Below are 10,506 nucleotides of genomic sequence, written 5' to 3' on the forward strand. Positions count from 1 at the left end.
GTATCCACGCCGAATACCGCCCGAAACCGCCCCCAAACGCCGCGGGGTGGGCCGGGCGCGGGGCCGCCCGCCCGACGTCGGCCCTCACGGCTTGACGCACACCACCGGGACGCGCGCCTCGAGGATGATCTGCTGCGCGGCCGATCCCAGCAGCAGCTTGCCCACGGGGGAGCGGTGCTTCACGCCCACCACGATCCGGCTCGCGCCCACGCGCTCGGCATGCTCGAGCAGGTCGCCGACGGCGTCCCGGCCGCGCTCCTGGGCGTGCGCCACGGACACGGCGACGCCGGCCTCGCGCGCCTCCGCCTCGTCCGGCTCGGTCCCGTCGAGGGAGAACCAGACCACGTCCTCTCCGCGCAGGGCCGCCTCGGCCAGGGCGGCCCGCCAGGCCGCGGCGCTCTCGGGGGTGCTGGTTCCGGTGCTGATGATCGTCATGGGGACCACTGTGCGTCATGGGCGCGGTCCCCGTCACCACCCGGACCGGTTGTCGTCGGTCACTCTGCGGACGAAGAGCGGACGCCGCCCCGCCGCGCTGTTACCGTGACCTCCACCACTCGCACCTGTCCCCGGCGCCACTCCCTGGCGGCGGGGTGTCTCTGTTAGGAACCGCCATGTCCTCCACCTCCCCCGACGGCCCCCCGCGCCGACGCACGGGGATCGGCCGGATCGTCTTCAGCGTGATCGCGGTGCTCACCGTGCTCGCGGCCTCCGCCTTCTCCATCCGCTCGGCCTCGGGAGGGAACGACATCCGCACCAACCTGACCCTCATCGCCCCCGCGGCCGCCGGCGGCGGCTGGGACTCGTTCCAGCGCGAGCTGCAGCAGACCATGCGCGTCAACGGGCTGGTGAACAACGTCCAGGTGGTCAACATCCCCGGTGCCGGCGGCAACATCGCCCTCGGCCAGCTGACCACGCTCGAGGACGCGAACAACCTCATGGTGGGCGGCACCGGCCAGATCGCCGCCCACGCGGCCCGTGGCACCGGCCCCGAGCTCTCCCAGGTCACCGCGGTCAGCCGCGTCGTCGAGGAATACAGCCTCGTGGTGGTCCCGGCGGACTCGCCGTACCAGAGCATGGACGACCTGGTGAGCGCCTGGCGCGCCGACCCCGCCCACGTGGCGTGGACCGGCGGCGGCTCCTTCGACCAGCTCGTCATGGCGGACATCGCCCGCACGGCCGGCGTGCCGGTCGCGGACACCACCTACATCCCGTCCGACGGCGGCGGCGAGGCCATCCAGGCCCTGCTCAACGGCACCGCCCAGGCCTCCGCCGGCGGCTTCGCGGACATCTACCCGCAGGTCGAGGCCGGCCGACTGCGCGCCCTCGGCGTGGTGGCGGCCGAGCCGCTGGCCGGCGTCGAGGAGATCCCGACCCTGCGCTCCCAGGGCTACGACGTCACGCTCACCAACTGGCGCGCCCTGTTCGTGCCCCCGGGCGTCTCCGCGGAGGAGCGCACCGAGCTCGAGGCCCTCATCGCCGAGGCGGTCGACACCCCCGAATGGAAGGAGGCGGTGCAGCGCAACTACTGGAATCCCGTGCCCCTCTCCGGCACCGAACTCGAGGAGTTCATCGCCGCCGAGAAGGAGCGCATCGGCACGCTGACGGAGGAGATCAAGTGAGCCACGCATCCACCGTCCCCCCCGCCGCCGACGCCCCCTCCCGCTGGGGGCGCGCCGCCGGGCTCTCCGGACTCGTCATGCCGGCCGTGCTGGCCGCGTTCAGCCTCTACCTGCTGCTGGGATCCCTGGCCATGGACACCGAGGGCGCCGACTTCCCCGGCCCGGACTTCTTCCCGCTGATCCTCGCGGTCGCGGGTCTCGTGATCGCCGCCGCGCTCGCGGTGGAGGTCGTGCGCGTACGCCAGTCCCCCGAGGGTCAGGCCGACGCGGACGGCGAGGTCGGCCAGGCGGCCGGTCCGCTGACCCTGTTCCACTCGGACTTCGGCGCGCTGGCCTGGTGCTTCCTCGGCTTCCTCGCGTTCGCCGTCCTGCTGCCCTGGCTGGGGTGGATCCTCGCCGGGGCGCTGCTGTTCTGGTGCGTCACGCGCGCGTTCGGCGCCCCGCACCCCGTGTTCGACATCCTCGTCGCCCTGTTCGTCTCCTCGCTGGCCTACCTCGGCTTCGCGGTGGCCCTGGGCCTGACCCTGCCCTCGGGCATCCTGGGAGGTGGCTTCTGACATGGAGACCCTCGGACTCCTCATGGAGGGCTTCGCCGGAGCCCTCACCCCCATGAACCTGCTCTGGGTGGTGCTGGGCTGTCTGCTCGGCACCGCGGTCGGCGTGATGCCCGGGCTCGGCTCCTCGATGGCCGTGGCCCTGCTGCTGCCCATGACCTTCGCCCTCGAGCCCACCGCGGCGTTCATCATGTTCTCCGGCGTGTACTTCGGCGGCCTCTTCGGCGACTCCACCATGGCCATCCTCATGAACACCCCCGGCCAGGCCTCGGCCATCGCTTCCACGTTCGAGGGCCACCGCATGGCCCAGGACGGCCGGGCGGCCCAGGCCCTGGCGACGGCGGCGCTCGGCGCCTTCATCGGCGGCATGGTGGCCTCGGTGTGCGTCGTGTTCCTCGCCCCCGTGCTGGCGGAGTTCTCCACGAGATTCGGCCCCGCGGAGTACTTCGCGCTCGCGCTCTTCGCGTTCGTGGCCACCTCCTCGGTGGTCGCCGACTCGGTGCTGCGCGGCCTGGCCTCTCTGGTGCTGGGACTGGGCATCGCCGTCGTCGGGATCGATGCGGTGACCGGCACCGAGCGCTTCACGATGGGCTCGCCGCAGCTGTTCGACGGCATCCCGCTGGTGACCGTCACGGTGGCGATCCTCGCGCTCGGCGAGGTGTTCCACGTGGCCTCCCGGGTGCGCCGCGAGCACGAGGACCTGCGCATCCGCCGCACCGGCCGGCCGTGGCTCTCGGGCGCCGAGTTCCGCGAGGCCGCCCCTGCGTGGCTGCGCGGCACGGCGATCGGCCTGCCGTTCGGCATCGTGCCGGTGGGTGGCTCCGAGGTGCCGACGTTCCTGGCGTACTCGGTCGAGCGGCGCCTGGACCGACGCCGAGCGCATCCGCAGTTCGGCCGCGGCGCGATCCGCGGGCTGGCGGCCCCCGAGGCGGCGGGCAACTCGACCACCGGCATGGCGATGGGCGCCCTGCTTACGCTCGGCCTGCCCGTCTCCGCGACGGCGGCCATCATGCTGGCGGCGTTCCGCCAGTACGGGCTGCAGCCCGGCCCCCTGCTGTTCGACCGCAGCCCGGACCTCGTGTGGGCGCTGCTGGCGAGCTTCTTCATCGCGATGATCGTGCTGCTGGCGATCAACCTGCCGTTCGCGCAGCTGTGGGCCAAGCTCCTGCTCATCCCGAAGCACTACCTCTATGCGGGGATCACGCTGTTCTGCGGGCTGGGCATCTACGCCACCACGGGCGCGGTGTTCGACCTGCTGATGCTCCTGGGGATCGGCGTGCTGGGCTTCCTGATGCGGCGGTACGGCTACCCGCTGGCGCCGCTGATGATCGGCATGGTGCTCGGCCCGCTCGCGGAGACCAGCCTGCGCGACGCCCTGCTCAGCTCGGTGGGCGACCCGGCCGTGCTCGTCTCCACCCCCATCACGTGGGTGATCTACGGGATCCTGGCGATCGTGCTGGCGTTCTCCGTGCGGGCCGCCGTCGTGCGCCGGACGCGCCAGGACGTGTGAGCGGAGGCGGGATCCGCGCCCCCCGAGGCAACGCGGGTTGAGTTGTCACCGGTGTGCGGCCTCCGCACCCGTGACAACTCAACCCGCGTTTCTGGTGGGCGGCGGCCTCGCTCAGTAGTGGTACGTGTCCGACGGCGCCGTGATCGCGTTGTCCTGGTCCGGGTACCGCGTGGAGTGCACCCCGAACGCGGTGGCCAGCCCGAGGATCTTCTCCGCGCGCGCCTTGCGGGGCAGGTCGGAGCCGTTGCGGATCTCGCCGCCGTCGGCCTCGAAGTCCGCGAGGAACTCGTGGGCCCACGCCAGCTCCTCCTGAGACGGGCTGAGCCCCTCGTTCACGGCCGCGCACTGCTCCGGCGCGAGGCACAGCTTGCCGGTCATGCCGAACTCCGCGGTCACCGCCGTCGCCTCGGCGAGCTTCACGCCGGTGGAGCCCACGGTGGGCCCGTCGATCGCGCCCGGCAGCCCCGTGGCCTTCGCCGCGATCGTGAACTGGGACCGCGTGTACGCCAGCGCCATCGGCGACTCGCCCAGGCCGGTGTCACGGCGGAAGTCGCCGATCCCGAAGGCCAGCCGGAACGTGCCCTTCGCGGCGGCGATCGAGTCGATCCGCTGCAGCCCGCGCGCCGTCTCCACGAGCGCCACGACGGGCACCCCGGGCAGCCGTCGGGCGGTCTCGTTCACGTGGTCCGTGGACTCCACCATCGCCAGCACGACGCCGGCCAGGCCGCCCTCGGAGACCGGCCCGCCCAGGTGCGCGGGCAGGGCCGCGGCGAGCGCCTCGACGTCCTGCTCCCACCACCGTGAGCCGTAGCCGTTGAGCCGCACCCAGCCGGTGTGCCCGGAGGTCAGCCAGGCGACGGCGTCCGCGCGGGCCTGGTCCTTGTCCTTGGGGGCCACGGCGTCCTCGATGTCGAGGATGACGATGTCCGCGGCCGAGTCCTCGGCGGGCTGGAACCGTTCGGGCTGGGCGGCGTTGACCAGCAGCCAGGAGCGGGCGAGCTCCGGGTCGATGCGCTGGCCGGGCACGGGCTGGAACGCGGGGGAGGGGGTGATCGCGGCGGGCAGGGTCACGGTCATGAGGGGCTCCTTCACGGGGGGACGGACCAGGTGGGCCCTGAGCGAGCGGCGTCGGTTCGACGCCGAAGGGCGCCGCGGGTGTGCGGCGCATCCACAGCACAGTACACGCCGCTGTGTCCGACGTCACCCGGGTGGGCGTGGATCTCGGCTCAGAAGGGGTGACGGGTGCGGGGGGAGCGCGTAGCGTTCATCGGGGTCCGGACGACGTCGGCCGCGCAATGGGGCGCGGCCCTCCGCGCGTCGGTCGGGCCGCGACACACCCCTGCCCACCGGACCACGAGGACGCTCAATGACGAGGATCCCCGCCGAGGACGAGGCCGTGACGGCGCCGTCCTCCCCACTCGACAACGCCCTGGCCCAGCTCTCCGCCGCCGTGAAGACGCTCGGCTACGACGAGGGCCTGCACCAGATGCTCGCCGCCCCCCGCCGCGAGATGGCCGTCTCCATCCCCCTGCGCCGCGACGACGGCTCCACCGAGGTGCTCCGCGGCTACCGCGTGCAGCACAACTTCTCCCGCGGCCCGGCCAAGGGCGGCGTGCGCTTCAGTCAGGACGTGGACCTGGACGAGGTCCGCGCGCTGGCCATGTGGATGACCTGGAAGTGCGCCCTGTTGGACGTGCCCTATGGCGGCGCCAAGGGCGGGGTGGCCATCGACCCCCGCCAGTACTCGAAGGCCGAGCTCGAGCGCGTCACCCGCCGCTACACCTCCGAGATCCAGCCGATCATCGGCCCCGAGGTGGACATCCCCGCCCCGGACGTGGGCACGGACGAGCAGACCATGGCCTGGATGATGGACACCTACTCGGTGAACGTCGGCCACACCACGCTCGGCGTGGTCACCGGCAAGCCCGTCTCGCTCGGCGGCTCGCTGGGCCGCGCCTCCGCCACCTCGGCGGGCGTGGTCCACGTGGCGCTCGCCGCGCTCGAGCACCTCGGCATCGAGCCGTCGCAGGCGACGGCGGCGGTCCAGGGCTTCGGCAAGGTCGGCGCCGGCACGGTCGAGCTGCTCGAGGCGGCCGGCGTGAAGGTCGTGGCCGTGTCGGACCAGTACGGCGCCGTGCGCGACGACGAGGGCCTGCACTACGACGCCCTGCAGAGGCAGCTCTGGGACACCGGCTCCGTGAAGGACACCCCCGGCACCGCGTCCATGGACGCGGACGAGCTGCTCGAGATGGACGTGGACCTCGTGGTCCCGGCCGCCGTGCAGTCCGTGCTGACCGAGGACAACGCCCCGCGCGTGCGCGCCCGGCTGGTCGTGGAGGGCGCCAACGGCCCCACCACGGGCGAGGCCGACCGCATCCTCTCCGAGAAGGGCGTCCTGGTCGTCCCGGACATCCTGGCCAACGCCGGCGGCGTGATCGTCTCCTACTTCGAGTGGGTCCAGGCGAACCAGGCCTACTGGTGGAGCCGCGAGGAGGTGGACGAGCGCCTGAAGCGGCGCATGGTCGCCGCGTGGCAGGCCGTGCTGGCCACCTCCGAGAGCCGCCGCGTGAGCCTGCGCGAGGCCGCCACCCTGACCGCCGTCCAGCGCGTGGCCGAGGCCCACCGCACCCGCGGCCTCTACCCGTGACGGGGGGCGGCCCCGCCGCCTGACCCCGTCCGGCCGCCCGAGCGCGGCCCCGCTGCCCGACCGCGGGCCGGCGGCCCGGAACCCCCGGAGGTTCCGGGCCGTCGTCGTGGGCGGACTCGTCCCTGATGTGCCCCCGGCCCGTGACGTCCGTCTCTATTTCGAATTTTGACGATCGAGCGTGGACGGACCGCCCGGATGATGTTTGAATTTGAAACAAGTTCGGAGGCCGAGGCGCCGCCCGCCGTGGCGGCCCACCCCGGACACACCAGACAGACCCGCTGAAAAGGAGCACCCCATGCACGCCATCACCCCCGGAACCTGGAACCTGGACCCCGCGCACTCGGACGTCGACTTCGTCGTCCGCCACGCCGGCATCTCCAAGGTCCGCGGCACCTTCCACGCCGTGGAGGGCCAGCTCGTCATCGCCGAGGAGTTCACCCAGTCCTCCGTCGAAGTGACCGTCGACGTCGCCTCCATCAGCACCAAGAACGAGGGCCGCGACGCCCACCTGCGCTCCGCCGATTTCTTCGACGTGGAGCAGTTCCCCACCATGACCTTCCGCTCCACCGAGGTCCGCGGCGAGCCCGAGGAGTTCACCCTGGTCGGCGAGCTGACGCTGCACGGCGTCACCCGGACCGTGGAGCTTGAGGCCGAGTTCGGCGGCCAGGACAAGGATCCCTTCGGCGCGACCCGCGTGGGCTTCGAGGCCACCGGCGAGATCTCCCGCAAGGACTTCGGTCTGACCTGGAACGCCGCCACCGAGGCCGGCGGCGTCCTGGTCTCGGACAAGGTGAAGCTCGAGATCGGCGCCGCCTTCGTGCTGTCCGAGGCCGACGCCCAGGCCTGAGCCTGAGTCGACCTCGCGCGTCGAGACCGGGTCCCTCGATGAGGGGCCCGGTCTGCTCGTAGGGTGGGGCCCATGATGGCTTCGAAGACCCCGCACCAGAACGTCACGTTCGACCTGCCCACCAAGGACGCCGGCCAGGACGGCGACCGGACGGGCCACGGCTACCTCGCGCTGCCCGCCTCCGGGAAGGGCCCCGGCGTGATCGTGATCCAGGAGTGGTGGGGCCTGGTGGACCACATCAAGGATGTGTGCGACCGCCTCGCCGACCTCGGCTTCGTCGCGCTCGCCCCCGACCTCTACGGAGGCTGGATCGCCCACGACGGCGACGAGGCCGGCGAGATGATGCAGAACCTGCCCGCCGAGGAGGGCGCCCGCCAGCTCGCCGGTGCCGTCGACTGGCTCCTGGCCCGGGACGAGGTGACCTCGCAGACCGTGGGCGCGATCGGCTTCTGCATGGGCGGCGGCTTCGTGCTCGCCCTCGCGGCCCAGCAGGGGGACAAGGTCTCCGCCGCCGTGCCCTTCTACGGCGTGGGCCAGGGCGTGCCCGGTGACTTCTCCGGCGTCACCGCCGCCGTCCAGGGCCACTACGCCGAGCAGGACGACTCCTTCCCCGTCGAGGACGCGCGGAGGCAGGAGCAGCAGATCCGCGAGGAGTCCGGGGCCGACGTCGAGTACTTCTACTACGACGCCCCGCACGCCTTCCACAACGACGAGAACCCCCAGGGCAACTACCGGCCCGAGGCCGCCGCCCTCGCCTGGGACCGCGCGGTCTCCTTCCTGAAGGAGAAGGTCCGCTGAGCGGCTCCCGTGGCGGCCGGGGCGGGAAGTCCCGCGCGAGCAGGGGCGGCCCCGCCCGGTCCACCCGCTCCGGCGGGCGTGGCGTGGCCAAGGGCGTGAAGCCCGCGGGCCGTGCCGGGGGCGAGGGCCGGCGTCGTCCCGCGCCCGCCCCGCCGGCGGACCTGCCCGTCCCGCCCGAGACCCTCTTCCTGGCCACCATCCCCGGGGCCACGCCGTCCACGTGGGTGGAGCGGTTCACCACGCGCCAGCGCACGGTGCAGCTCGTCAACCACGACGACGCGGCCCAGCTGGCCCACCTCGCCCACGACGACGCCGGTCAGCCCCGCCACTTCCTGCCGCAGCTGGGCTACGTGCGGCGCCGGCGCGACGTGTCCGCCGAGGAGTTCCTGCGCGTCGGCGACATCGACCCGTGGCACGTGCACCTCGTGGGCGTGTACTCCGAGCTGCCGGTGGTGTGCGTGGGCAGGGACCACCTGCTCGCCGCGTGGGACGTGGACGCGGACGGCCCGGTGCCGCCCGCCGAGCTCGACCCGGACGAGGAGCTGGAACCCGCCCGCTTCGCCCCGGCCCCCAGCCCGGAGCCGATGGACGCCGCCGAGCTGCCCGGCGCGGGCGAGCGGATGGCGCTGGAGATCGCCGCGTCCGGCGCCGGCCACGTCGTGCTGCCGATGTCCGTGGCCCGCATGTTCGGCCGCAAGGACGTGATCGTGCTGCCGCTGGCCTCCACCCTCGACGACACCGTGGGCCTGTCCCGCGCCGACCGCGAGGCCGCCGCCACGCGGGCCGCGCTCGCGGACGAGCAGGCGCGGGCCGAGGCGGAGGCGGGCGCCGCCGTCGTCGACGGGCCGGATCCCGCGCGCCACGGCGACGACGAGGCCCGGCACCCCGGCTGGGACGTCGCCCTGGCCTGGCTCAAGGCGGCCGACTCGGAGCTCGTGCAGGCGTTCGTGGGGGTGGCGCGCGGGCGGCGGGGCGCCAGCTCGCGCTGAGGGCGGGCGCCCGGACGTCGGGGCACGGATCGGGGGCGAGGTCATCAGCCGGACGCGCCGGGACGCGCCCCGGCGGGCCTGCCTATGCTCGGAATGACCCGCATCACACCAAGGAGGGCGCATGTCCGAGCATCAGCAGCACGTCGGTCGCCGGGACCCCCGGATCAGCGACGAGGCCATCGAGCGGGGCCGCCGCGCCCACGAGCTCGACCGCGCGCACGTGTTCCACTCGTGGAGCGCGCAGCGCGATCTGAATCCCATGACCATCCTCGACGCCGAGGGGTCGTGGGTGTGGGACGGCGAGGGTCGGCCCATGGTCGACTTCAGCGGGCAGCTCGTCTTCACGAACGTCGGCCACCGCCACCCGAAGATCGTGGCCGCGATCCGCGAACAGGCCGAGACGCTGGCCACCGTGGCCCCGCAGCACGTCAACGACGCCCGGTCCGAGGCGGCCCGGCTGATCACCGAGTGGCTGCCGGAGTCCATCAACCACGTGTTCTTCACGAACGCGGGCGCGGAGGCCAACGATCACGCGGTGCGGATGGCGCGCCTGCACACGGGCCGGCACAAGGTGCTCTCCGCATACCTCTCGTACCACGGCGCCACGCGCCTGACGGCGAACCTGACCGGCTCCCTGCGGCGCGTGGGCTCGGACTCGGCCTCCGACGGCGTCGTGCACTTCCAGCCCGCGTACACGTACCGCTCCGCGTTCGGCTCGGAGAACGATGAGCAGGAGGCCGAGCGCGCGCTGGCCCACCTGCGCGACGTGATCGAGCTCGAGGGCCCCTCCACCGTGGCCGCCGTGGTCCTCGAGGCCGTCCCCGGCACCGCGGGCATCTTCATGCCGCCGCCCGGTTACATGGCCGGCGTCAAGGAGCTGTGCCGCGAGCACGGGATCCTGCTGATCATCGACGAGGTCATGGTCGGCTTCGGCCGCGTGGGCGAGTGGTTCGGCCACCAGCTCACGGGCGTCACCCCGGACATCGTCACGTTCGCCAAGGGGGTCAACTCCGGGTACGTGCCGCTGGGCGGCGTCGCCATGAGCGACGACGTCTACGAGAGCTTCGCGACCACGCCCTACCCCGGCGGCCTGACCTACTCGGGCCACCCCCTCGCGTGCGCGGCCGCCGTCGCCGCGATCACCGCGATGGAGGAGGAGGGCATGGTGGCCAACGCGAAGCGGATCGGCGAGGAGATCATCGGGCCGCGGCTGGCCGAGATCGCCGCGGCCCATCCGAGCGTGGGCGATGTGCGCGGCGCCGGCGCGTTCTGGGCCGTCGAGCTGGTGAAGGACCGGCAGACCCGGGAGCGGCTGGCCCCGCTCGGTCAGGTCGCGCCCGTGATGGGGCGGATGATGGCCGAGGCGAAGGACCGGGGGCTGCTGCTGTTCATGGCCGAGAACCGGTTCCACCTGTGCCCACCGCTGAACATCTCGGACGAGGACCTGCGCTTCGGCCTCGACGTGCTCGACCAGGTCCTCGCCCTCGCCGACGAGGAGGTCGCGGCCGGCTGACGGGCACTGCCCCCAGCCCCGCCCCGCCC

At 73.1% G+C, this 10,506-nt stretch carries 10 protein-coding genes; 8 read left to right on the forward strand and 2 right to left on the reverse strand.

Going from position 1 to position 10,506, the window contains the following annotated elements:
• Positions 1-84: 84 nt before the first annotated feature.
• A complete protein-coding gene (locus tag J1M39_RS07365; protein ID WP_017489351.1) occupies positions 85-435 on the reverse strand; it encodes a universal stress protein in 351 nt (116 codons plus the stop codon).
• 176 nt (positions 436-611) lie between these two features.
• On the opposite strand from J1M39_RS07365, the gene J1M39_RS07370 reads away from it, so the two are divergent.
• Genes J1M39_RS07370 through tctA form a run of 3 tightly spaced genes read left to right on the forward strand, consistent with a single transcriptional unit; the run spans position 612 to position 3,683 of the window.
• Positions 612-1,619 carry a tripartite tricarboxylate transporter substrate binding protein gene (locus tag J1M39_RS07370; RefSeq protein ID WP_036316525.1) on the forward strand — a complete coding sequence of 336 codons (1,008 nt, stop codon included), beginning with the start codon at positions 612-614 and terminating at the stop codon, positions 1,617-1,619.
• Positions 1,616-2,176, forward strand: coding sequence for a tripartite tricarboxylate transporter TctB family protein (locus J1M39_RS07375; RefSeq protein ID WP_036316524.1), 561 nt, complete (start codon positions 1,616-1,618; stop codon positions 2,174-2,176). Before J1M39_RS07370 ends, J1M39_RS07375 begins: the two co-directional genes overlap by 4 nt.
• Before the next feature lies 1 nt (position 2,177).
• On the forward strand, positions 2,178-3,683 hold the full coding sequence (gene tctA / locus J1M39_RS07380) for a tripartite tricarboxylate transporter permease TctA (RefSeq protein ID WP_095347430.1): 1,506 nt from the start codon (positions 2,178-2,180) through the stop codon (positions 3,681-3,683).
• 111 nt (positions 3,684-3,794) lie between these two features.
• On the opposite strand, the gene J1M39_RS07385 is transcribed toward tctA, so the two are convergent.
• Positions 3,795-4,760, reverse strand: coding sequence for an HpcH/HpaI aldolase/citrate lyase family protein (locus J1M39_RS07385; protein ID WP_052001310.1), 966 nt, complete (start codon positions 4,758-4,760; stop codon positions 3,795-3,797).
• A gap of 289 nt (positions 4,761-5,049) precedes the next feature.
• Between J1M39_RS07385 and J1M39_RS07390 the strand changes: the two genes are divergently transcribed.
• The 5 genes from J1M39_RS07390 (at position 5,050) to J1M39_RS07410 (ending at position 10,477) form a co-directional block, all read left to right on the forward strand.
• A complete protein-coding gene (locus tag J1M39_RS07390) occupies positions 5,050-6,330 on the forward strand; it encodes a Glu/Leu/Phe/Val family dehydrogenase (RefSeq protein ID WP_078026167.1) in 1,281 nt (426 codons plus the stop codon).
• A gap of 295 nt (positions 6,331-6,625) precedes the next feature.
• Complete coding sequence (locus tag J1M39_RS07395) at positions 6,626-7,177, forward strand: YceI family protein (RefSeq protein WP_078026166.1); 552 nt, start codon at positions 6,626-6,628, stop codon at positions 7,175-7,177.
• A gap of 72 nt (positions 7,178-7,249) precedes the next feature.
• A complete protein-coding gene (locus J1M39_RS07400) occupies positions 7,250-7,975 on the forward strand; it encodes a dienelactone hydrolase family protein (protein WP_036316518.1) in 726 nt (241 codons plus the stop codon).
• 83 nt (positions 7,976-8,058) lie between these two features.
• A complete protein-coding gene (locus tag J1M39_RS07405) occupies positions 8,059-8,964 on the forward strand; it encodes a hypothetical protein (protein WP_206496638.1) in 906 nt (301 codons plus the stop codon).
• A 121-nt stretch (positions 8,965-9,085) separates the two neighbouring features.
• On the forward strand, positions 9,086-10,477 hold the full coding sequence (locus J1M39_RS07410) for an aspartate aminotransferase family protein (RefSeq protein ID WP_158184118.1): 1,392 nt from the start codon (positions 9,086-9,088) through the stop codon (positions 10,475-10,477).
• Positions 10,478-10,506: the final 29 nt, after the last annotated feature.

It is taken from the genome of Micrococcus sp. KRD077 (assembly GCF_017168505.1).
In the GTDB taxonomy this organism is placed as follows: domain Bacteria; phylum Actinomycetota; class Actinomycetes; order Actinomycetales; family Micrococcaceae; genus Micrococcus; species Micrococcus luteus.